Origin of the sequence: Simiaoa sunii (assembly GCF_014337175.1) — a bacterium.
Classification (GTDB): Bacteria; Bacillota; Clostridia; order Lachnospirales; family Lachnospiraceae; genus Acetatifactor; species Acetatifactor intestinalis.
In genome coordinates this window covers 2,178,733-2,202,517 of the sequence record NZ_CP060633.1, presented here as the reverse complement: position 1 = coordinate 2,202,517, position 23,785 = coordinate 2,178,733, and the positions used below count along the sequence as shown (strand labels likewise).

General features: G+C 48.8%; 18 protein-coding genes. All 18 read left to right on the top strand.

From position 1 onward, the window contains the following. The first annotated feature begins 52 nt into the window (after positions 1-52). The 18 genes from H9Q77_RS10120 (at position 53) to H9Q77_RS10035 (ending at position 23,780) form a co-directional block, all read left to right on the top strand. The gene (locus H9Q77_RS10120) at positions 53-1,078 is read left to right on the top strand and encodes a branched-chain amino acid aminotransferase (RefSeq protein WP_249325409.1); all 1,026 of its coding nucleotides are present in this window, start codon (positions 53-55) and stop codon (positions 1,076-1,078) included. Positions 1,079-1,240: 162 nt separating this feature from the next. Beyond that, a complete protein-coding gene (gene fdhD / locus H9Q77_RS10115; RefSeq protein WP_249325408.1) occupies positions 1,241-2,059 on the top strand; it encodes a formate dehydrogenase accessory sulfurtransferase FdhD in 819 nt (272 codons plus the stop codon). Positions 2,060-2,134: 75 nt separating this feature from the next. Further along, the gene (locus tag H9Q77_RS10110; protein ID WP_249325407.1) at positions 2,135-3,334 is read left to right on the top strand and encodes a molybdopterin molybdotransferase MoeA; all 1,200 of its coding nucleotides are present in this window, start codon (positions 2,135-2,137) and stop codon (positions 3,332-3,334) included. Between the two features lie 118 nt (positions 3,335-3,452). Then, positions 3,453-4,535 carry a molybdopterin-guanine dinucleotide biosynthesis protein B gene (gene mobB / locus H9Q77_RS10105; protein WP_249325406.1) on the top strand — a complete coding sequence of 361 codons (1,083 nt, stop codon included), beginning with the start codon at positions 3,453-3,455 and terminating at the stop codon, positions 4,533-4,535. Next, positions 4,532-5,551 carry a molybdopterin-binding protein gene (locus tag H9Q77_RS10100; RefSeq protein ID WP_249325405.1) on the top strand — a complete coding sequence of 340 codons (1,020 nt, stop codon included), beginning with the start codon at positions 4,532-4,534 and terminating at the stop codon, positions 5,549-5,551. The genes mobB and H9Q77_RS10100 overlap by 4 nt, the downstream gene beginning before the upstream one ends. 20 nt (positions 5,552-5,571) lie before the next feature. Continuing rightward, complete coding sequence (gene moaC, locus H9Q77_RS10095) at positions 5,572-6,066, top strand: cyclic pyranopterin monophosphate synthase MoaC (RefSeq protein ID WP_249325403.1); 495 nt, start codon at positions 5,572-5,574, stop codon at positions 6,064-6,066. After that, positions 6,017-6,856 (top strand): molybdate ABC transporter substrate-binding protein, encoded by an 840-nt coding sequence (gene modA / locus H9Q77_RS10090; RefSeq protein WP_249325401.1) that lies wholly within the window; start codon positions 6,017-6,019, stop codon positions 6,854-6,856. The genes moaC and modA overlap by 50 nt, the downstream gene beginning before the upstream one ends. Positions 6,857-6,864: 8 nt before the next feature. Then, the gene (gene modB / locus H9Q77_RS10085; RefSeq protein WP_249325400.1) at positions 6,865-7,536 is read left to right on the top strand and encodes a molybdate ABC transporter permease subunit; all 672 of its coding nucleotides are present in this window, start codon (positions 6,865-6,867) and stop codon (positions 7,534-7,536) included. After that, entirely contained in the window at positions 7,536-8,579 is a 1,044-nt protein-coding gene (locus tag H9Q77_RS10080) for a sulfate/molybdate ABC transporter ATP-binding protein (RefSeq protein ID WP_249325398.1), read from the top strand. Before modB ends, H9Q77_RS10080 begins: the two co-directional genes overlap by 1 nt. Positions 8,580-8,591: 12 nt before the next feature. Beyond that, positions 8,592-9,644 (top strand): GTP 3',8-cyclase MoaA, encoded by a 1,053-nt coding sequence (gene moaA / locus H9Q77_RS10075; RefSeq protein WP_249325396.1) that lies wholly within the window; start codon positions 8,592-8,594, stop codon positions 9,642-9,644. 64 nt (positions 9,645-9,708) lie between these two features. Continuing rightward, a complete protein-coding gene (locus H9Q77_RS10070) occupies positions 9,709-10,653 on the top strand; it encodes an MOSC domain-containing protein (RefSeq protein ID WP_334298687.1) in 945 nt (314 codons plus the stop codon). Positions 10,654-10,790: 137 nt separating this feature from the next. Then, entirely contained in the window at positions 10,791-12,653 is a 1,863-nt protein-coding gene (locus H9Q77_RS10065) for an NAD(P)-binding protein (protein ID WP_249325393.1), read from the top strand. Then, the gene (gene fdhF / locus H9Q77_RS10060; RefSeq protein ID WP_249325391.1) at positions 12,653-15,370 is read left to right on the top strand and encodes a formate dehydrogenase subunit alpha; all 2,718 of its coding nucleotides are present in this window, start codon (positions 12,653-12,655) and stop codon (positions 15,368-15,370) included. The genes H9Q77_RS10065 and fdhF overlap by 1 nt, the downstream gene beginning before the upstream one ends. An 89-nt stretch (positions 15,371-15,459) precedes the next feature. Then, entirely contained in the window at positions 15,460-16,536 is a 1,077-nt protein-coding gene (locus tag H9Q77_RS10055; RefSeq protein ID WP_249325389.1) for a peptidylprolyl isomerase, read from the top strand. A gap of 202 nt (positions 16,537-16,738) precedes the next feature. Next, entirely contained in the window at positions 16,739-18,841 is a 2,103-nt protein-coding gene (gene htpG, locus H9Q77_RS10050) for a molecular chaperone HtpG (protein WP_118692298.1), read from the top strand. A 256-nt stretch (positions 18,842-19,097) separates the two neighbouring features. After that, positions 19,098-20,354 carry a peptidoglycan-binding protein gene (locus H9Q77_RS10045; protein WP_249327154.1) on the top strand — a complete coding sequence of 419 codons (1,257 nt, stop codon included), beginning with the start codon at positions 19,098-19,100 and terminating at the stop codon, positions 20,352-20,354. A gap of 812 nt (positions 20,355-21,166) precedes the next feature. Then, positions 21,167-21,679 (top strand): NUDIX hydrolase, encoded by a 513-nt coding sequence (locus H9Q77_RS10040; RefSeq protein WP_118546689.1) that lies wholly within the window; start codon positions 21,167-21,169, stop codon positions 21,677-21,679. Further along, positions 21,666-23,780: an ATP-dependent helicase gene (locus H9Q77_RS10035; RefSeq protein ID WP_249325387.1), complete on the top strand. Its 2,115-nt coding sequence runs from the start codon at positions 21,666-21,668 to the stop codon at positions 23,778-23,780. Before H9Q77_RS10040 ends, H9Q77_RS10035 begins: the two co-directional genes overlap by 14 nt. Positions 23,781-23,785 lie beyond the last annotated feature (5 nt).

Here is a 23,785-nt window from a genome sequence, read left to right as displayed (position 1 = left end):
TTAAGAGAAATCAACAGGCAGAGTGGTAAACCGAGGAAAGAAGGAATACAAAATGGAAAAGAAGAACATTGACTGGGGTAATATCGGTTTCGGTTATATCCCTACGGATTACAGATATGTGTCCAATTACAAGGATGGCAAATGGGATGACGGTCAGCTGACCCAGGACCCCAACATCGTATTAAATGAGTGCGCAGGTGTACTGCAGTATGCACAGACCGTATTCGAGGGTCTGAAGGCATACACCACAGAAGACGGACATATCGTAACCTTCCGTCCTGACCTAAATGGTGAGCGTCTGGAGTCTTCCGCAGCAAGACTGGAGATGCCTATTTTCCCCAAGGAGCGTTTCGTAGAGGCTGTTACCGAGACGGTTAAAGCAAACGATGCTTTTGTGCCTCCTTACGGCAGCGGCGCAACTCTGTACATTCGTCCTTATATGTTCGGCAGCAACCCTGTCATTGGTGTAAAGCCTGCGGATGAGTATCAGTTCCGTATCCTGTGCACCCCTGTGGGACCTTACTTCAAGGGCGGCGCTAAGCCCCTGACCATCCGTGTCACCGACTTCGATCGTGCGGCACCTCACGGAACCGGTCACATCAAGGCTGGTCTGAACTACGCTATGAGCTTACATGCTATCGTATCCGCTCACAAGGAAGGCTACGATGAGAATATGTATCTGGATGCTGCTACCCGTACCAAGGTAGAGGAGACCGGCGGTGCGAACTTCCTGTTCGTTACCAAGGACAACAAGGTCGTAACTCCCAAGTCCGACAGTATCCTTCCTTCCATCACCCGTCGTTCTCTGGTATATGTTGCCAAGGAATATCTGGGACTGGAAGTAGAAGAGAGAGAAGTATACCTGGATGAAGTAAAAGACTTCGCAGAGGCTGGTCTGTGCGGTACCGCAGCAGTTATCTCCCCTGTTGGTAAGATCGTTGACCACGGCAAAGAGATCTGCCTGCCCAGCGGCATGACCGAGATGGGACCTGTCACCAAGAAGCTGTATGAGACTCTGACCGGTATCCAGATGGGCAGGATCGAAGCTCCTAAGGGCTGGATCCATGTGATCGAGTAATCGTTGACAGAAGGTTTGGAATTGTTTAAAACAGGATAATCAAAAAAATGCGTGTGGATCATCTCTGCACGCATTTTTTTGCTTGCGGGGAGCCGGGGTTTGATGTAAAATGTAAGTGCTTACATAGAAATGTTACTTTGAATGATGGAAAGAGAACGATAAATGCAGATCAATGACCGTATGGAACAACTACATAATGCAGTCTCACAGACTTACACTGCAGTGGAGCCGGACGGCCCCGGGAATTGTGGGAAGCAGGAAAGGGGCAGAAGCAGAGAGATTGTCTGTGAACATTTCCTGGATGTCTATGTGGATGAGCAACTGACATTTCGTCTGACCTGCACAGCCACACATCTGCCGGAGCTGATACTGGGGAGACTTTTCACGGAAGGCTGGATTGAAAGCATCCGGGATGTGGAGAGCATTACGATCTGCGAGAGCGGTAGAAGTGCGAGAGTATTTCTGCAGGAAAATTTACGGGGAAGCGACAGACAGATAGCGACAGACAGAGAGGCTTCCTGTTGCATCGGGAATCTTACTTTTCTGGAAAAAAACGGAAAAAGACAGTTACGGGAATTATCCGGGACAGAATGGCAGAATGCGTGGGTATTTACCCTGGCGGAAGAATTCGCCGGAGACTGCGAGCTGCACAGACAGACCGGAGGAACCCACAGCTGTTATCTCGGAGTAAGAGACAAATGCGTATGCCGCATGGAAGATATCGGAAGACATAACGCATTGGATAAATGTATCGGCTATGCACTTTTTGAACAGCTGGAATTGTCCGAGTGCATTTTGTTTACTACGGGGCGGGTTCCTACGGACATGGTACAGAAGGTGATCGCTGCCGGGATTCCGGTGCTGGCGTCCAAGGCAGTACCTACAGATCAGGCAATAGAGCTTGCAAAAAAGTACCGGCTGAATCTGATCTGCAGAGCCTGGCCGGATCGGATAGAGATCTATCATGATGCAAGAAAATAATCCTGAGAACGGACAGGGAGCCTGTTTCATTCTGGTGGAACAGCACGGAATAAAACACAGTGAGAGGAGCCGCGCATGAAAGAATTGGAAGAATGTCTGGAGGCATTACTGGCAGAGGTAAAGCCTATAGAAAAAACAGAATATGTGGCACTTACGGATGCCTGTGACCGGATCCTCGGTGAGGATATTGTGGCGCAGATGATGATTCCTCCCTATCCGAAGTCTGCCATGGACGGTTATGCCGTACGGGCGGAGAATACGTCGGGTGCGGACAGAGAACATCCGGTTACGTTGCAGATCGTGGGAGAATTATTTGCCGGAGATTACACAAAGATTCCCTGCAAAGGAGGATGCGCGGTACGGGTGATGACCGGTTCTTATGTGCCGGAAGGATACGATGCGGTCATCCGGCAGGAAGATACCGATTATGGCGAAAAACAGGTACAGATCTACCGGGAGATTACAGCGGGAACAAATTATTGCTGTGTGGGAGAGGACATCCGTGAGGGTGAGCAGATCCTTGCACGGGGGACACATCTGCGTGCACTCCATATGGGGCTTTTGGCAAGTCTCGGCATTTACGAGGTGCTGGTCTGTGAGAGGATAAAGTGCAGTATTCTATCCACAGGTTCAGAACTGATGGCACCGGGAACGCCACTTTTACCGGGGAAAATATATAACAGTATCGCTTATATGCTGCGGGCTTCCATGGAAAGACAGGGAATACAGGTGCCTTTCACGGAAATCTGCGGAGATGATAAAGAATTATTGAAGGAAAAAATACAGCAGTGCCTGAAAACAGCGGATATTGTGATCACTACCGGTGGTGTGTCTGTGGGGAAAAAGGATCTGCTGCCGGAAGTGCTGGAAGAACTGGGAGCGAAAAAAATATTTTCCCATGCCAACATCCAGCCGGGAACTCCGACGATCGGCAGTGTCCTGGATGGTAAAGCCATCTTAAGCCTGTCGGGAAATCCTTTTGCGGCGTATGCCAATTTTGAGTATTATTTTTGGGAACTGGCAGCGTATTTGACACAGGATGCATCCTTGAAGGTGCGAAGAACGCAAGCGGTGCTTTCTGACCCTTATCCGAAGGTGAATAAGCTCAGACGTTTTGTCCGGGCATATGCGGAGGAAGGCAGAGTGACACTGCCCACAGCAGTACATGCGTCTTCGGTGCTTTCCAACATGAGAGATTGTAATTGCTTTATAGATATGGAACCGGGGCGGGAACTGCACCCCGGAGATGAGGTCAGGATCCGGTATTTTAAATGATACAAAGGTCACAAGACAAATAGTTTCGACGTGCTTGCACGGAGCAATCCTTATGGTATCATGAAAGGCAACGACGGGAAAAACCGTTTCGACGTGCTTGCACTGGAGGAAAATCAACATGCAGGAAATGCAAAAATTTACCCTTGGCACAGCGGTCCTTGCCGGCGGCAAGAGCAGCCGGATGGGGCAGAACAAGGTCTTAATGGAATATCAGAACCGCAGATTTTTAGACAGAATCTGTGAGGAACTCCGGGGGTTCGATGAGAAGCCCTGTATTTCTGCTGCTATGCCCGGAGAATATGAGAATCTGGGGCTTCCCGTTGTCTGTGATGAGCACAGGGAGATCGGACCTATGGAAGGAATCCGGCAGGTCCTGATCCACACCTCCTGCGATTATGTATTTGTCTGTGCCGGGGATATGCCCTTTATCACGGGAGATCTGGCGCGGTATATGGCAGAATTTATTTCCTCAGACTATGACTGCTATTGCATGGTGGATGAGGATCATATTCATCCGCTGTGTGCCATTTATTCGAAAAAAATACTGCCGGTGATAGAAGAACTGATCGAACAGGGGCAGTATCGCCTGATGCAGATCCTGCGCAGGGTGCGGACCAAATACATCCGTCTGGAGAGCAGCTGTTTTGATAAAAAGCAGCTGCGCAATATCAATACCGGAGAAGAATTCGAAAGTTTAAGCCTGCCGCTTATCTTCTGTGTCAGCGGGATCAAAGACAGCGGCAAAACAGGACTGATCATTAAGCTGATCAATGAGTTTATCCGGGACGGATACCGCGTAGGTGTGATCAAACACGACGGGCATGAGTACGACATGGATCAGGAAGGGACGGACACGTACCGTTTTACGGAAGCAGGGGCCCGGATCAGTGCTATTTATTCCGACACGCAGTCCTCTCTGAACCGTAAGGGAAAAGTGACCGCGGAGGATATGATAGTGGCCTGCAAAGATGTGGATGTTCTGATCCTGGAGGGATTGAAGGATTCCGCTTATCCGAAGGTTGAAGTGGTACGGAGAGCGGTGTCGGAACATACGGTATGTGCCACAGAGCACCTGATCGCGGTTGCAACCGATGTAGTGACGCAGGATGCGGTGAACTGCCCTGTGTATGACATGAATGATATAGCAGGCATTTATGCCTGTATTTTAGGATATTTTGGTATATCCGGGAGATTACGATGAAACTGATCAGAACAGAAGATGCAGTGGGACAGGTGCTGTGCCATGATATTACCCAGATCATTCCGGGAGTAGTGAAGGATGCCGTGTTCCGCAAGGGGCATATTGTCACGAAAGAGGATATTCCCGTATTGTTATCTGTGGGTAAGGAACATCTCTATGTGTGGGAAAAAAAGGAAGGTATCCTGCATGAGGACGAGGCAGCGGTAATTTTACGGGATCTGTGCATCAATGACAATATGACTGCCAGTGAACCGAAGGAAGGTAAGATCGAGATCCGGGCAGAAGCAGACGGATTGCTCAAGATCAATTCCGAAAAATTACGTGCAGTGAACGGACTGGGAGAGATGATGATCGCCACCATTCACGGCAATTTTCCGGTGAAAGCAGGAGACAGACTGGCGGCCACGCGTATTATCCCACTGGTGATCGAAGAGGAAAAAATGAACCGGGCAAAGGAAGCAGCCGGCGGGGAACCGCTTCTTAAGATCTTGCCAATGTCTCATAAAAAGGTAGGGATCGTCACCACCGGCAGTGAAGTATTTAAAGGCAGGATACAGGATGCTTTCGGACCTGCCATCCGGGCAAAGCTTGCGGCATATGATACGGAAGTGATGGGACAGGTGATCCTGGATGATTGCCAGGAGGATATTTCGGCAGCAATTCTGGATTTTGTCCGCAGGGGCGCAGACATGGTGCTGTGTACCGGCGGCATGAGCGTGGACCCGGACGACAGGACACCGGGAGCGATCAAAGCTGCGGGAGCGGATATTGTGTCTTATGGGGCACCGGTGCTTCCGGGAGCCATGTTCCTGTTATCTTATCTGGGAGAGATTCCGGTGCTGGGACTGCCGGGCTGCGTGATGTATGCGGGACGCACGGTATTTGACCTGGTATTGCCGAGAGTACTGGCAGGAGAACGATTGACGAAAGCTGATCTGGACAGCTACGGAGAGGGTGGATTGTGCCTGAACTGTGAAGTATGTCACTTCCCCAATTGCGGTTTTGGGAAACAGTAAACAACAGAAAGGAAACAAAAATGTCAGGCTTTACTCATTTTGATGCGCAGGGAAACGCCATCATGGTAGATGTAACAGACAAGAATATTACAGAGAGATGTGCCACGGCAAGTGGCTGTATCCGGGTGAGCCGTGAAGTATTTGACGCGGTGAAGGACGGTACGGCGAAAAAGGGAGATGTTCTGGGAACTGCGCGGATCGCAGGGATCATGGCGGCCAAACGGACCTGGGAGCTGATCCCTCTGTGTCATCCGCTGATGCTGACAAAGGTCACCATAGATTTTGTTATGGAAGAGGAGACATGCACGATACGGTGTTGCTGTACGGCAAAATTATCCGGGCGTACCGGCGTAGAGATGGAGGCACTGACCGGGGTGAACGTGGCACTGCTTACCATCTATGATATGTGCAAGGCAATGGACCGCGGCATGGAAATGGGAGAGATCCATCTGGAGGAAAAGATGGGTGGCAAGAGCGGACATTTTCAAAGAACAGAATATTTTGAAAAAATATAATAAAAAAATGACAGCAGTAATGACAACGATCCTGGCAGCAATGTTGTTTGCAGGATGTGGATCTGAAACGAAGAATGCAGTAGATACCGGGGTGGCTGAGGAACTGACGATTTTAGCGGCAGCTTCCCTGACGGATGTATGTAACGAGATCAAGACAGAGTATGAAGCAGCGCACCCAAATGTGACACTGCACTTTTCTTATGGAGCATCCGGAGCCTTACAGACACAGATCGAGGAAGGCGCTCCGGCAGACCTGTTTTTCTCCGCAGCGACCAAACATATGACAGCTTTGAACGATGAGGGACTGATGGATCTGGATTCTATTGTGAAGCTGTTGGAAAATAAGGTAGTTCTGATCGTTCCGGAAGGCAGTGATAAGGACATTACCTCTTTCGAAGATGTGGCAACAGATAAAGTCGGCATGATCGGACTGGGAGAGCCGGGAAGTGTGCCGGTAGGTCAGTACTCCGAGGAGATTTTCACCTCTCTGGGAATTCTGGATACGGTAAAGACAAAGGCAAACTACGGCTCCGATGTCCGCACGGTACTCTCCTGGGTAGAAACCGGTGCTGTGGACTGTGGCGTGGTATATGCAACAGATGCTTATGCGGGCGAGAACATCCAGATCGTCTGCGAGGCTCCCGTAGGTTCCTGTAAACAGGTGATCTATCCGGTGGGAATCGTGAAGGCGAGTGAACACGCAGATGCGGCAGCAGAGTTCCTTGCATATCTGCAGACCGATCATACCATGCAGAAATTCGAAGGCTACGGATTCTCTGCGGCAGAATAGGAGCAGAAATGGATTTTTCACCCTTATGGATCTCCCTGAAGGTCGCAGTATGTGCGACGGTATTTACGTTTTTTTTAGGTCTGCTTTCTGCCAGGCTGGTCCTCTCCTTAAGAGCGGGCAAGGCACTGATTGACGGCATTTTCTCTCTGCCGATGGTATTGCCTCCTACGGTAGTCGGATTTTTCCTGTTGATCATCTTCGGGAAAAACAGTCTGTTAGGCGGGCTGCTCTTAAAAATGGGAATCAGTGTGCTGTTCACCTGGCAGGGGGCGGTGATCGCGGCAGTGGTGGTATCTTTTCCCATCATGTACCGGACAGCCCGCGGCGCCCTGGAGCAGGTGGATGTGAATCTGATCTATGCTGCACGGACGCTGGGAATGTCGGAGACAAAGATTTTTTTCCGGATTCAGCTGCCGGCGGCATGGCCCGGTGTGGCGGCTGCCACGATTCTGGCATTTGCCAGGGCTATGGGGGAATTCGGTGCGACGATCATGTTAGCCGGAAATATTCCCGGAAGGACACAGACCATGTCGGTGGCGATCTACACGGCAGTGCAGAGCGGTGACCGCAGTCTGGCCTATTACTGGGTAGCTATTATCATGGGAATATCCTTTTTCACCATTTTCCTGATGAATTACTGGATGGGTTATCAGGAGCGGAGAGGCGGTGGAAAGAGATAATGGCTTTGTATGTGGATTTTGAAAAAAAGTGTGGAGACTTCCTGTTAAAAGTAAAGTTTACCGCACAAAAAGAAGTATTGGGGCTGTTAGGTGCTTCCGGCTGCGGCAAGAGCATGACACTCAAATGCATCGCAGGAATCGAAAAGCCGGATAAAGGTGTGATCCGGCTGGACGATAAAGTGTTTTTTGATTCGGAGAAACGGATCCATCTGCCGGTACAGAAGAGGAGAGTAGGATATTTATTTCAGGATTATGCCCTTTTCCCGAATATGACGGTGCTGCAGAATATCCTGTGCGGCGCAGGTGACAGGAAGAAAGCATCGGAGTATGTGAAACGCTTTTTCCTGGAAGGTAAGGAGCAGCTGTACCCGGCGCAGTTGTCTGGTGGACAGAAGCAGCGTACCGCCATGGCAAGAATGTTGGCAGGGGAGCCGGAGATATTGATGTTAGATGAGCCCTTTACAGCACTGGACAATTATCTGAAGATGCAGTTGGAGCGGGAACTGATGAAGGTTATGGAAGATTATGGGAAGACAGTACTGTTCGTATCCCATGACCGGAACGAGGCCTATCGTATGACGGACCGCATCGCAGTCATGGAAGACGGACAGATCCTGGATGTGCAGCCGAAAGAGGAGCTTTTTCAGAATCCGGCGTCTCTGGCGGCAACACTTCTGACCGGATGTAAAAATGTCTCGATGCTGCAGGCTGAATCTGATAGCGGATATGCGGCAGCAGACTGGGGAATCCGCCTGTCTGCGCCGTCCGAGGAAGGTAGCTACAAATATGCGGCATTCCGGGCACACTATTTTCAGGTCGTTCCGGCAATGGAGGCAACGAATGTGTTGGAGTGTCACATCCTGCGGGTGATCGAGGATACCTTTTCCACAGTGGTACTGTTTTGTAACGGTAACCGGACAGGGGAACATGCGTCAGAGGTGTTGACCTATGAATTGCCGAAGGAGGAATGGCAGGCACTGAAAAATACAGAAACACTGTACCTGAAAATGCCGCCGGAACAGATCATATGGCTGGAAAAATAAAAGGAGTACATAATGCAGGACGGTCTGGGAAGAGAAATTGATTATTTGAGGATATCGGTGACGGACAAGTGTAATCTCCGGTGCAGATACTGCATGCCGCCGCAAGGGATCACGCCGTTAGCCCATGAGGAGATACTGACGCTGGAAGAAATCTTCCGGCTGGTGGGGATCATGGAACAACTGGGAATCCGAAAGGTGCGTCTGACCGGTGGGGAACCCATGGTACGGAAAAATCTGTCGTGGCTGGTGGAGCAGATCCATGGATTGCCGGGAATCCGGGAGATCGCCATGACTACCAATGGGACGCTGTTCGCACCGCAGGCAGAAATCTATCGCGAGGCGGGACTTACGGCAGTGAACATCAGCCTGGACACGCTGGATCCGGAACGTTTTCGCTGCATTACAGGCTGTGACAGAGCAGATCGTGCAGCAGGTGTGGACAGTGTGCTCCGCGCAATCGATGCGGCGCTGGAGCAGCAGCTTAGGGTGAAGATCAACTGCGTCCCCTGCGTGGAGATGAATGGAGAGGATATGGAAGGAATTGCCGCACTGGCAGCGGACAGGCCCGTGGATGTCCGATTCATCGAGCTGATGCCCATCGGCTGTGGAAAAGATTATACGGGAATTTCCTCGGAGGAGATTTTAAGGCGGCTGGAGAGAAGATTTGGAGCAGCAATAGCAGTTCCGGGGAAATCGCCGTTGGCAGTGGCGGGGCGTGCAGCAGCTCCTTACGAAAAACCGGACGGTCCGGCAGAATGTTATCAGTTTCCGGGATTTTCCGGCAGGATCGGATTCATCAGTCCGATTTCCCACAAGTTCTGCAGGGAATGTAACAGAGTCCGCCTGACCTGCGAAGGAAGATTAAAGCTCTGCCTGCATTATGACAGGGGACTGGAGCTGAAACCACTGCTTCGAAGCGGAGCTTTGGATGAAGAGATCCGGGGGCGGATTCTGGCTGCTGTCCGGGAGAAACCATCAGAGCATCATTTCCGGGAAAAGGCAGCTGACGGAGGTCTGACGGATGGAGCGGAAGAACAGCGCAAGATGGTACAGATCGGCGGATAGATACAAAACATGACCGGTGCGGGCAGACAAAAACGGACCGGGCCGAAGGAAAGGTATGACAGTTATGGCAGGAGAAGTAGTAGCAGTATGTATCAGTGAGAAAAAAGGAACAGCCAAGCAGAATGTCGGAAGCTGTAACTTTATAGAAGACTGGGGACTGGAGAAGGATGCCCATGCGGGCAACTGGCACAGACAGGTAAGCCTGTTATCCTGGGAAGAGGTGGAAAAATTCCGCGCACGAGGCGCGAACGTGGCAGATGGAGCTTTTGGTGAAAATCTGCTGGTGAAAGGATATGATTTTAAATCTTACCCGGTGGGAAGTATTTTCAAATGTAATGAGGTGGTGCTGGAGATCACGCAGATAGGGAAAAAATGCCATTCGGAATGCGAGATCTTCCATATGGTGGGGGACTGCATCATGCCCAGAGAGGGCGTGTTCGCCAGGGTACTGCATGGCGGCAGGATCGATGTCGGTGATACCTTAAAACTGATCAGTACCAGAAAACTCCATGCGGGGATCATTACTGCCAGTGACAAAGGGAGCAAAGGAGAGCGGGAAGATGAGAGTGGTCCCGCTATCCGCAGTATCATAGAAAAACAGGGTTATGAAGTGGTAAGTCAGGTGGTACTGTCTGATGATGCGGAAGGCTTATACCGGGAAATGGTAAGACTTGCGGATGAAGAGGATGTGGATGTGGTATTCACTACCGGAGGAACCGGTTTTTCTCCCAGAGATAATACCCCGGAGGCTACTATGCGGGCAGCTACCAGAAATGCACCTGGAATCGCAGAGGCAATGCGCTATTACAGTCTGCAGATCACTCCCCGGGCGATGTTAAGCAGAGCTGCCAGTGTCATCCGTAACCGGACGTTGATCGTAAATCTGCCGGGAAGTCCGAAAGCAGTGAAGGAATGCCTGGAGGCAGTACTGGATACACTGGCCCACGGAATCCGTATCTTACGGGAAGAAGACGGGGAATGCGGTAATGGTATTTCGCTAAAAAAATAACAGGTTTGTTAAATAATTAATCTAATTGAAGAATGTTTCTCAAGAAGGTATAATGTAAGCACTTACATTATACCTTTTTAAGTATTCGGGGTAGTCGGTAAAATCTTATGCCTGTTGGAAGAGATACAGTACTCATCATGACAGGACGTACACAGGAGGGTTTCATGCATTCCGAGAATATTATTTACAAAAATGAAATGAATGAAAAGACAACAAAATTCCTAGATAAATTTGTAAAGAGGGTGAAGGGAAATCCTCCCGGTGTCTGCCCGATCGCAGTGCAGCTTTCTTTTTTACAAAGTGCCAGAAGTCAGACCTGCGGTAAATGTGTTCCGTGTCGTGACGGACTGGAACAGGTAGAGAATATGATGCGCAGCATTCTGGACGGTAAGGCGGATATGGATACCTTTAACAATATGGTATCCCTGGCGGAAATGATTCAGGATACGGCAGACTGTGCCATAGGTTATGAGGCGGCCAACATCGTATTGCAGAGTGTGGAACTGTTCCGTGATGAATACATGAGCCATATTGAACAGCACAGATGCCAGGCGGAAGTGGGACAGAAGGTTCCCTGTATTTCCCATTGTCCGGCACATGTGGATATTCCGGGGTATATTGCGCTGATCGGTGAACATCGCTATGCAGATGCCATTAATCTGATCCGCAGGGACAATCCTTTTCCCACGGCATGCGCATTTATCTGTGAACACCCCTGTGAGGCAAAATGCCGCAGAGACCTGATAGACAGCCCGGTCAATATCCGTGGACTGAAGAAATTTGCGGTGGATCAGATCGCGGCAGATCAGGTAAAGGTGCCGGAGTGTAATGTCACCACCGGTAAAAAAGTAGCTATCGTAGGAGGAGGTCCTTCCGGACTGACGACTGCCTATTATCTGTCTCTGATGGGACATAAGGTAGATGTATATGAAGAGAGAGAAGCGCTGGGAGGAATGCTGCGATACGGTATCCCCAATTACCGTCTGCCTAAGGAAAGACTGGACGAAGATATCAATGCGATCCTGTCTACCGGTAATATTACAGTGCATTACAATACTGCCATCGGCAGGGATATCACTATGGAGCAGCTTAAGGAGCAGTACAATGCGATCTATATTGCTATCGGTGCCCAGGTAGGTAAATCTGTAAACGTAGACGGCGTGAACAGCAACGGAGTCTATTCCGCAGTGGAAATGTTGGGCGAGATCGGTAGAGGCAACATCCCGGATTATACCGGCAAACGTGTGGTGGTCGTAGGCGGCGGAAACGTAGCCATGGACTGTGCCCGTTCTGCCATCCGGTGCCATGCAAAAGAGGTAACGGTGATCTACCGCAGACGTCAGATCGACATGACAGCACTGCCTTCCGAGATCCAGGGAGCCATTGAAGAGGGCGTGGAACTGTTGACACTGAATGCACCGGTGAAGATCAATGCGGATGCGGAGGGGAATGTCTGTGGATTTGTGGCACAGCCCCAGATCATCAGTGTGTATGACAAACAGGGAAAGCCTTCCGTAACGGTGGCAAATAAACCCGAGATCGAGGTGCCCTGTGAAGTGGTACTTATGGCCATCGGTCAGGATATTGTCTCTGCACCTTTTGCAGAGTATGATGTGAATCCCCGAAGAAAGACATTTGAGACATTAGATACCACCAGACTTAAGAGCTATGACAAGATTTTCTCCGGCGGTGACTGTGTATTCGGTCCGGCAACCGTAATTAAGGCTATTGGTGCCGGCAAAGTAGCAGCGCTGAACATTGATGAATACCTTGGGTATCATCATAAATATCTGGAGGATATTAAGATCCCGGAGCCCAGAGAAAATGACAGAACCCATTACGGCAGAGTGCATCTGACAGACCGTTCCGCAAGAGAGCGTAAGAACAATTTCGAACCGGTGGAAAACGGAATGTCCTACGATGAGGCGATGCAGGAATGCGGTAAGTGCTTAAGATGTGATCACTTTGGATGCGGAGTGGTAGAAGGAGGCAGAGTATAATGGTAACGATCACCATAGATGGAAAACAGATTTCCGTAGATGAGAATTTATCCATACTGGAAGCTGCACAGGAGGCGGACGTCAAGATTCCCACACTCTGCTACCTGAAGGATGTCAATGAGGTAGGAGCCTGCAAGATGTGCGTGGTTGAAGTAGAAGGCAGCAGACATCTGGTAACCTCCTGCAATACAAAAGTAAAAGAGGGAATGGTGGTGAACACTCATTCCGAGAGAGTGGTGAACAGCAGAAAGCAGGTATTGAACATGCTGCTTGCCAATCATGATGTCAGATGCTTCTCCTGCAGCAAATCCGGCGACTGCCGACTGCAGGATCTGTCCAATGAATACGGCATTACGAAATCCTGCTATCCCGGAAGTGCAGCCAAATTTGAAGCGAAAAAAGAGAATCCTTTTCTGACGTATTATCCGGAGCTGTGCATCAATTGTCAGAGATGTGTCAGCACCTGTAACAAGGTGTCCTGTAACGGCACCCTGCATAACAGCAAGATCGGTACGAGAACGCTGATCGATGCTCCGTTCGGACCGGACTGGAAGGAGACAGACTGCGAGTCCTGCGGTAACTGCGCGGCAGTATGTCCTACCGGAGCACTGGTAGCCAAAAACCGTAAAAAGTACCAGGTCGGCAAGGTGAAAAAGGTTCTGACGACCTGTCCCCACTGTGCTACCGGCTGTCAGTATTATCTGGTGGTAAAGGATAACGAGATCGTGGATGTGGAACCGGCAAACGGCCCTTCCAACAAGGGACTGCTGTGTGTTAAGGGCAGATTTGGCTCGTTTCATTTTGTACATTCGCCGGAGAGATTAAAATATCCTCTGATCAAGAACCATGAGACCGGAGAGTTTGAGCGTGCTACCTGGGATGAGGCACTGGATCTCATCGCGGCGAAATTTACAGAGATCAAGAAAAAGTATGGTTCCGATGCACTGGCAGGTTTCGCCTGCTCCCGTTCTCCGAACGAGGACTGCTATATGCTGCAGAAGATGGTCCGCTGTGCGTTTGGTACCAATAATGTAGATAACTGTGCCAGAGTCTGTCATTCCGCAACCGTAGCCGGACTTGCCATGACACTGGGAAGCGGAGCCATGACCAATCCCATCAGTGATATTACGAATGATGTGGATGTGATCATGCTGGTAGGTTCGAACCCGGAGGAAGCACATCCTGTCATCGGTATGCAGATCCGTCAGGCAGTGGAACGGGGTACCCGGCTGATCGTGGTAGATCCCAGAGATATCGGTCTGTCCAGACAGGCAGATATTCATCTGAAATTAAAGCCCGGTACGAACGTTGCATTTGCCAACGGTATGATGAATGTGATCATCCATGAGGGACTGGCAGACGAAGAATTCATCCGCACCAGGACCGAAGGCTTTGAAGAATTGAAAAAGATTGTAGAAGAATATACTCCGGAGCGTGTAGCCGAGATCTGTCATATCGATGCGGACCACCTGCGGGAGGCGGCACTGATGTATGCCAAGGCGAAGAAGGCTCCGATCATCTATTGCCTGGGCGTAACGGAACATTCCACCGGAACCGAAGGTGTTATGTCCATGTCCAACATGGCGATGTTAGTAGGAAAGTTAGGACGCAGCGGCTGTGGTGTGAATCCCTTACGTGGACAGAATAACGTGCAGGGTGCCTGCGATATGGGTGCATTGCCCGGTGATCTCCCCGGTTATCAGAAAGTGACAAATCCCGAGGTTATTGCCAAATTTGAAAAAGCATGGGGAGTGGAGCTGAACAAAAAACCCGGCGTACATGCAACGGATGTATTCCCTGCGGCAATCCGTAAGGAAATCCGCGGACTCTTTATCTTCGGCGAAGACCCGGTCGTAACGGATGCAGACCAGCATCATATCCGCAAGGCGCTAGAAAGCCTGGATTTCCTGGTATTGTCCGACCTGTTCATGACAGAGACCGCGCAGTATGCGGATGTGATTCTGCCAGGTACCAGTTATGCGGAGAAGGAAGGCACCTTCAGCAATACGGAGAGAAGAGTACAGCGTGTCCGTAAAGCGGTGACACTGGAAGGCGAGATGCGCCTGGATACCGATATTTTTATCGACCTGATGAACCGTATGGGATATCCGCAAGCCCAGCTTACTTCCGAAGAGATCATGGATGAGATCGCGTCCCTGACCCCCAGCTTTGCAGGTATCAGCCATAGAAGACTGGATAAGGGTGAGAGTATCCAGTGGCCCTGCCCGGATAAGAAACATCCCGGCACACCGATTTTGCATGTGGGTAAGTTCTCCAGAGGTCTGGGATGGTTCTACCCTGCAGAATATGTGCCCAGTGCGGAACTGCCGGATGAGGAATATCCGTTTATCATGATGACGGGACGTATCCTGTACCATTACAATACCAGAGCTATGACCGGAAAAACTCCGGGACTGATGGAGAAGGAAGGTCATTCCTTCATCGAGATGAATACGGAGGATGCAGTGCGCCTTGGCATTGAAAATGGAGAAAAGGTAAAAGTTACATCCAGAAGAGGTACCCTGATCACGACTGCGAGAGTGGGAGATAAAGTATCCCCGAAGGAGACCTGGATGCCGTTCCATTTCCCGGATGGCAATGCCAATATCCTGACGAATGCGGCATTGGATAAATATGCGAGAATCCCGGAATACAAAGTCTGTGCGGTAAAAGTGGAAAAGCTTCCCGCAGAGGACAGACTGGCGGAGAATTTTTAGAATTTTCTGAACTTATAAGAAAACGTAGCATGGAAGATAAAAATAGGGTATAATCAGAATTCAGAGACTTTGAGAAAGTAGGAAATGCTATGTTTTTTAAAAATAGATGTAATATCACCGCGGTATTGGTGGCGGGAGTGTTGGGAGTAAGTATGGTAACGGGGCTGACCGCCTGTGGCGGGGATGACGGCACGAAAGTAGTCTTCACCACGGGATTCGGGAAAAATGAAGTCTTCCGTATCGGAGATGAATCCTGCTCTAAGGCAGAGATCATGATCTATCTGACTACGATACAGAATCAGTATGCGAATGTCTACGGAACGGAGATCTGGAACACTTCCTTAAACGGTGTGACACTGGAGGATAACGTCAAGGAGACGGTACTGGCTCGGATCGCGCAGATCAAGACCATGTATCTGCTGGCAAAGGAAAAAGAGGTCACGTTAGATGAAGCCGAGGAAGCAAAGGTCGTCCAGGCAGCGCAGGAGTATTATTCTTCCCTGAATGACACAGAGATCGAGACCATGGGTGCCACGGAGGAAATCGTGGAAAATCTGTACCGGGAATACGCCATGGCAGATAAGGTCTATCGGCTGATCATTCAGGATATCAATCCGGAGATCAGTGATGACGAGGCGCGCAAGATTACGGTGCAGCAGATCTTTTTCGCAACAGCATCCACAGATATGGACGGTAACTTAAAGCCCTATTCGGAAAGCTCTATCCAGAAAGCTTACGAAAAAGCCTGTGAGGTGAGAGCCATGGCGGTGGACGGAGAGCATGATTTCACGGAGCTGGCTTCTAAATACAGCGATGATTCCGAGATCACCTATTCTTTCGGTAAGGGTGAGGCGGAGAGTGCCTACGAGGAAGCAGCATTCAATCTGGCAACGGATGAAGTGAGCCAGGTGATCCAGTGCGAAAGAGGGTATTATATTATCAAATGTACCAATACCCTGGACAGAGAAGAAACCGATGCCAATAAGCTTAAGATTGTAGAGGAACGGAAAAGGGAAGTCTTCGGACAGGAGTATGACAGCTTCGTGAATACGCTGGTGCGTCAGCTCAATGACAAACTGTGGGATGAGATTACCCTGATCACGGACGAACAGGTGACCACGGATAACTTTTTTGATGTGTATGCAAAGTATTTTCCGGAGGAGTAATTCTTAGGATCACCATATGCTTTATTAAAATTTTAGAATTGTGGAAACACTGATAAATACTGGGTTTTTGACAGATTGTTAGCACTCATTTGAAATGAGTGCTAAATTTGTCTTGACTTTTTATTTTTGCAGTCCTACACTTAGAATCAGTTAGATAACAGTCAGCCATGACTGTGCAATTATAGAAAAGGATGTGGTAAAAATGGCAGCAAAAAGCGGTAGCTTATCAATCAACAGTGAAAACATTTTTCCGATTATTAAAAAGTGGTTGTATTCCGATCACGACATTTTCTACAGAGAGCTGATCTCTAACGGCTGCGATGCTGTGACCAAGCTGAAAAAGCTGGACATGATGGGAGAATATTCTCTTCCCGAAGGTTATAAGGGACGTGTGGATGTCATCGTGGATCCTGAGAAGAAGACACTGACCTTCAAGGATAACGGTCTGGGTATGACCGCCGACGAAGTGGAAGAGTATATCAACCAGATCGCATTTTCCGGTGCTACGGATTTCATTGAGAAATATAAGGATAAGAGCAATTCCGACCAGATCATCGGTCATTTCGGACTGGGCTTCTATTCCGCATTCATGGTAGCGGATGAAGTACATATTGATACGTTATCTTACAAGGATGGCGCCAAGGCAGTACACTGGGAGTGTGACGGCGGCACCGAGTTCTCCATGGAAGACGGAGACAAGACTGATGTCGGTACGACTATCACTCTGTTCTTAAATGAGGATTGCCTGGAGTTCTGTAATGAGTATAAGGCTCGTGAGGTAGTGAAGAAGTATTGTTCCTTCATGCCTACGGAGATCTATCTGTCCAAGGCGAACACCAAGGAGACCCAGATCATCAAGGAAGAGGAAAAGCTTCCCGATGATGAAGTCCTCGAAGAGATCGAGCCGGAGAAGAAGGAAAAAACAGAGGGCGAGAATGCAGAAGCCGAGGCAGCAGAAGAGCCCAAGAAGCTGAAGATCAGAAAGCGTCCCGAACTGATCAACGAGACACAGCCTCTGTGGACCAAGCATCCCAACGAGTGCACCAAGGAAGAGTATCTGGACTTCTACCGCAAGGTATTCCAGGATTACAAGGAGCCTCTGTTCTGGATCCACCTGAACATGGATTATCCTTTCAATCTGAAGGGTATTCTGTACTTCCCGAAGATCAATATGGAGTATGAGTCCATCGAGGGTACCATCAAGCTGTACAACAATCAGGTATTTATCGCAGATAATATCAAGGAAGTCATTCCAGAGTTCCTGCTGTTGTTAAAGGGTGTCATCGACTGTCCGGATCTGCCGCTGAATGTATCCAGAAGTGCATTGCAGAACGACGGATTTGTCAAGAAGATCGCCGAGTACATTACCAAGAAGGTAGCGGACAAGCTGGCCGGTATGTGCAAGACCGACAAGGAAGAGTACGACAAGTACTGGGATGATATCAGTCCCTTCATCAAATTCGGTTGTCTGAAGGATGACAAGTTCTGTGAGAAGATGAATGATTACATCCTCTTCAAGAATCTGGACGGCAAGTATCTGACTCTGCCGGAGTGCTTGGAGATCAAGCCTCAGGATGAGGAAGAGAACAAGGAGAATGCCGTAGACGAGAACGGCAACAAGGTAGAAGCCGAAGTCGTAGAGGACAAGGCGGAAGATGGGGCTTCCGAGGAGAATACCGAGGAAGAGAAGAAGGAGAAGATCATCTACTATGTAACGGATGAACAGCAGCAGAGCCAGTACATCAATATGTTCAAGGCTGCCAAGATGGATGCTGTGATCCTGACCCACAATATCGATCAGCCCTTCATCTCCCAGTTGGAGCGGAAGAACGAGGGAATCAAGTTCCAGCGTATCGATGCGGATGTGACCGATGCCCTGAAGTCCAAGACTTCCAAGAAGGCTGAAAAAGAGATGGAAGAGCAGGCTGAGAGCATCAGCAAGCTGATGAAGAAGGCTCTGAAGAATGACAAGATCACGATCAAGGTAGAGAAGCTGAAGAACAAGAAGATCTCTTCTATGATCACGCTGTCCGAAGAGAGCAGACGTATGCAGGATATGATGAAGATGTACTCCATGCCCGGCATGGATATGAGTGCTTTCGGCGGCGAGGGCGAGACCCTGATCCTGAATGCCAACCATCCTCTGGTACAGTACATTACTGAACACCAGGACGGCGAGAATGCAGAAATGATCTGCGAGCAGCTGTATGATCTGGCTAAACTCCAGCATGCCCCTCTGGATGCAGATGCCATGACCAAGTTCGTGGCAAGAAGCAATGACATTATGATGCTGCTGACGAAATAAATTACGCAGAGGGTCCGGCGAAGGACAATAAATAGAACAGGAACTGTGATGAGTGTTTTTGCATAAGTCATAGTTCCTGCTTTTTGTTAGAAAAATTATGGTAGTTATTCAGAAATTCATGCAATCATATTTATATGGCTTTGAATAGCTAGCATTTAAGCACATCTTCGCATAACGGAGCATATTCTGTAAGGAAGATTTATTGCCTGACCGAACATACGAGGACGATGTGGTACGGGATAGGCAGAAAGGACGCATGTCCATGGATGTTAAGGATACTACTTATACAGGGACACTACAGATCAGTGTTGTCTCTGCACTGGGGATGTCACCGATCCCCGGTGCTACGGTCACCATTTCTTATACCGGAGATCCGGATTCTCCGATAGAGACACTTACTACCGATGAATCGGGGCAGACCCCGGAGATCAATCTGAAAGCACCGCCCAGAGAGCTTTCTCTGACTCCTGATATTACGGAGCAGCCTTATTCTGAGTATAACATTCAAGTGACGGCAGAAGGCTTTGAAACGGTATTGGTATCCGGCTCTGAGATTCTGGCAGGTGCATATTCATTACAACCGATACGAATGAATCCATTGGATGTAACAGAAGAGGAGGAGAAGGTGGTGGTGATCCCGCCACATACCTTGTTTGGAGAATATCCCCCTAAGATTCCGGAAGAAGAGATCAAGCCTATGAACGAGACAGGGGAGATTGTCTTAAGCCGCGTGGTCATTCCGGAATACGTGATCGTACATGATGGCGACCCGGAGGATCCCACTGCCAGAAATTACTGGGTACGCTATAAGGATTATATTAAAAATGTAGCTTCCAGCGAGATTTATCCGACCTGGTCGGAAAGTGCGATCTATGCAAATATACTGGTGATCCAGTCGTTTACGCTAAATCGTGTATTTACAGAGTGGTATAGGGGAAAAGGATATGACTTTACAATAACATCTTCTACGGCATATGACCAAAAATGGATCTATGGCAGAAATGTGTTTGAAGAGATCGATTATCTGGTAGATTCCATTTTTACCAATTATTTATCAAGACCTGGTGTACGGCAGCCTATTTTCACATCATACTGTGACGGCAACCGGACTACCTGCCGGGGACTTAGTCAGTGGGGATCTCAGTCGTTGGCGGAGCAGGGATATTCCGCCATTGATATCATTCATTATTATTACGGTAATGATATGTACATCAATTCTGCGGATATTATATCGGGAGTGCCGTCTTCCTGGCCGGGGTATGACCTGACCATTGGGTCTTCCGGGGAAAAAGTCCGTCAACTGCAACAGCAGTTGAACCGGATTGCCAGAAATTATCCGGCGATCCCTACTCTGATCCCTGACGGTATCTATGGACCTGATACTGCGGAAGCAGTCAGGATGTTCCAAAAAATATTTCATCTTCCGCAGACTGGTATCGTCGATTATCCTACATGGTTTGAAATATCGGATATCTATGTGGGAGTCACACGCATCTCAGAACCGGATGTGTAGAAAATTGAAAGTTAGTGAAATAGTTGATCTAAAATCTTCGTGGGTCTATAGAAGATAAATTTCCCTGTAGGTACTTTTTGGAACGGGTAAAAAACAAAAACGAAACAATATGGGCCTATAGCGAAAACTTCGCCTGCCAGATACTCAATTTCTTCAAAATGAGTATCTCAGAGCCAGTTTTTTTCCTATAGACCCATAGTCATCTTTTTATGCGTTATTTGTAGCAAATTTAGTATCTCACAACTCATTTTTTCTGTATAGACCCAAAACACAGAACGCCCATGCTGAGGCAGAAGGTTTCCAGCAGAAAAGGACTGCTCCCTCGGGCGTAGATGCGGCGGAGACTGTGAGATTTTCTTGGAAAGTGGTTGAACCGCAGGGGCAACGCGAACACGATGTTCGCGTTAGCCAAGCCATGCCTGCATGGCTTTTTGTGCACATGGATGGCAACGTAAAGGCGGCCCCGTCATGATGAGAAACACTTGGCCACTTTCCTTTAGAAAATCCACAGTTGTAGCTAGCATCCGAGTCCGGGTCGGGCAGCCCTTTCTGCGTGGATTTTATGGCAACCCTACGTTACGAGCCATGCACTCAATTCATAAATGTGTCGCAAAAGGCGCTCCACATTTATTTCATTGACGGCTGTCGCCGTATATAGTCAAAAACAAAAACAGCGACTTGTGAGCAAGCTCCCAGATCGCTGTTTCCGTTTTGACTTTTCATGGCTCGTAACTCTCAACATTCTATTTGTGTGCCCACCCGGAATCTGTTATACTATCTTTAATATGACATTTGTGAGGGAGAGAACTTTGATGGGTATACAACAGAAGGGCAGTAATCTTACGACGCTTTGCTATATAGAGCAGGGCGGCAGGTATCTGATGCTTCATCGAGTGAAAAAAGAAAATGACATAAATAAGGATAAGTGGATTGGAGTAGGCGGTCATTTTGAGGCAGGGGAAAGCCCAGAGGAATGTGTGCTCAGGGAAGTAAAAGAAGAGACGGGATATACACTGACTTCTTACCGGTTTCGAGGCCTGATCACATTTGTATGCGGTGAGGAATACGAGTATATGTGTCTCTATACGGCGGATGGATTCTCAGGAACTCCTGTGGAATGTGATGAAGGCACCTTGGAATGGGTCGATATGGACAGAATAGAAGAATTGAATCTTTGGGAGGGAGACAAGATTTTCTTCCGGTTACTGCGAGAGAACCGGCCATTTTTCTCCTTAAAATTGTCCTACGGAGATGACGGTATTCTTCGGGAGGCAATCTTGGATGGGAAACCCATGAAGGCAGGGTGCGACATTGAACTTCACTGATTTTACGGAAAAATATAACATTCAATTGAATGAACAACAGCTTCGGGCAGTGCAGGCAGTGGACGGCCCGGTGTTGCTGCTTGCGGTACCCGGCAGCGGAAAGACTACCGTGCTGGTCAGCAGACTGGGATATATGATCTATTGTCTGGGGATCCGGCCGGAATCCATTCTGACCGTAACTTATACTGTGGCGGCCACCGAGGATATGCGCAGAAGATTTGCTAAAATATTCGGGGAGGAAGATGCAAAGCGATTGGAATTCCGTACGATTAACGGAATTTCTCAGAAAGTATTGCAGTATTTTGCATACCGGACGCAGAAGACACCATTTCAGGTGGCAGATAAAGAAGCTTCCACCGCGGTTAAGCAGTCCTTTTGGGAAGTGACCGGAAAGTATGCTACGGAAAACGATATCAAAGAAACACAGCTGGAGATCACTTACGCGAAAAATATGCGTCTGACACCGGAAGAAATCCGCAATATGGATACGGAAGTGGAAAAGTTCCCGGAGATTTTTCGGGCGTATAATGCGAAACTCAGACAGATGCAAATGATAGATTATGATGATCAGATGATCTATGCTCTGCGGATTCTCGAACAGTATCCGGAGGTGCTTGCGTATTTCAGAGAAAAATATCAGTATTTCTGTGTGGATGAGGCACAGGATACTTCGAAGATACAGCATGATATGATGGATCTGCTGGCGACAAAAAGCAGAAATCTGTTCATGGTGGGGGATGAAGATCAGAGTATTTACGGGTTCCGGGCGGCATATCCAAGGGCACTGGTGGAATTCGAAAGCAGACATCCCGGGGCGCAGCTGCTGCTTATGGAGACGAATTACCGCAGCAGACAGGAGATCGTCCGGGCAGCGGATCAACTGATACAGAAAAATCGGAACCGCCATGCGAAGACCATGACCGCAGCCAGAGCAGCCGGTGGCTGTGTCATGGAGATCAGGGCAGTGTCCAGACAGGGACAATATAACTATCTGCTGAAAGTTGCGGAGGACTGTGAACAGGAGACAGCGGTACTGTACCGGAACAATGAGAGTGCACTTCCCATCATTGATATGTTGGAACGAAAGGGTCTGTCTTATCGGGTGAAAAATACGGATATGACCTTTTTCTCACATCCTGTCGTGAACGATATCTGTGATTTTATTCATTTGTCACTGGACCCATGGGACGGGGAGACTTTTTTGAGGATTTATTATAAAATGGGTGCCGGAATCAGCAAAAAGGCGGCAATGGAAGCGGTTGATGCCAATACCGGGAGACTGACATTGCTGGATATGGTCGCAGAGCAGGAGGATGTGTCCGTTTATACCAGAAAACAGTGCAGGGCGCTGGCAACGCACCTGGACAATATGAGGTATGAGACGGCAGGCAGGGCGATCTACCGGATCCTGAATTATATGGGATATCAGGAATTCATGGATAGCCACGGTATGGACAGTGGTAAAGCAGAGATCTTGAAAGTACTGGGAGACCGGGAGGAGAGTCTGTTTGATTTCCCGAAGAGATTACAGAAATTGCAGGAGATGATCCGGGAAGGATGTGGCGATCCGGAGAGCAAATTTATCCTGTCGACGATCCATTCCAGCAAAGGATTAGAATATACAAGGGTCTATCTGGCGGATATGCTGGCCGGAGTACTGCCGGCAGCGATCCCGCCCGGAGGATGCAGACCGGACTCTCCGGAGGCAAATGCCTACGAAGAAGAGAGAAGGCTTTATTATGTAGGGATGACTCGTGCAAAGGAACAGCTTTATATATTTACTTTTGGACCGAATATGACTTCTGTGTTTTCCGGGGAAGTGTTGAAAAAGCCGAAGGAGCGACAGATCCTTCCGGAAAAAGCACAGAAAAACATACATAAAAATGTACAGAAAAAAGTACAGCAATTGTCTGCGCAGGAGGTGGAAAAATGTATTGAGGCATGTGTTACCGGTTGTAAGGTGCAGCATCGGAAATACGGAACCGGTGAGATCATATCAGGAGACGGCAGAATCGCGGAAATCTTGTTTTTGGGAGAAAACACGGCACGGAAGATTTCTCTTCCGATCGCATTTTCCGCGCAGATACTTACTTTAAAATAAAACAG